Source organism: Ruegeria sp. P10 (genome assembly GCF_056534925.1).
Window position 1 is genome coordinate 1 of the sequence record NZ_JBQERJ010000032.1, and the last position, 788, is coordinate 788.

The following is a 788-nucleotide window of genomic DNA, read 5'->3' on the forward strand; positions in this document are numbered from 1 at the left end:
GACCCATTGATTTCAGCGGGGTTGCGTGTTTCACGGTTCGAAAAACGGGCGGTGAACATGTCTGATCTGTTTTCGCTGACCGACGCCCAGATGGCGCGTCTTGAGCCCTTCTTGCCAAAGTCTCATGGCAAACTCCGCGTCGATGACCGGCGGGTGTTGAGCGGGATAGTCTTCATTAATCGCAATGGTTTGCGCTGGCGCGATGCGCCGAAGGAATACGGCCCGCATAAGACGCTCTACAACCGCTGGAAACGTTGGAGCTACAAGGGCATCTTTGCGCGGATGATGGCCGGATTGGCCGCTGAGCACGGAGAAGACAAGACCGTGATGATCCCCTCTCATCGAAACTGCGTTTCGACTGCCGGGCAGTGGACGCGACCTACATGAAGGCGCACCGCACAGCGACCAGCATGAGCGTCAAAAAGGGGGGCGTGGACACCTGATTCACTGCCTGGCAGGCGCATCCGAAGGATGCTGCCGAGAGGGGCCGAACCAAGGGCGGCATGAACACCAAACGGCGTGTCATCCGCGACAGCGAGGGGCGCCCACTCAACATGTTTGTGACGCCTGGGCAGATGAGTGATTACATCGGCGCACGAGCATTGTTGAGCAGCCTGCCAGATGTCGAATGGCTGCTCGGAGATCGCGGATATGACGCTGATTGGTTCCGGGAAACGTTGAAAGACAAAGGGATACGCATGTGCATCCCAAGCCGGAAGCAGCCAAAAAAAGCGGTGAAGTACGACAAGCGTCGCTACATAGTCGCACCCCCCCTCTCGTGACATTGC

The 788-nt window shown here is 57.9% G+C and carries 1 pseudogene; it reads left to right on the plus strand.

Annotated features, from left to right (window positions below):
* Positions 1-57: 57 nt before the first annotated feature.
* Positions 58-758 (plus strand): annotated as a pseudogene (locus ACR0FB_RS20675) (IS5 family transposase); the annotation flags it as partial.
* Between the last annotated feature and the right edge of the window lie 30 nt (positions 759-788).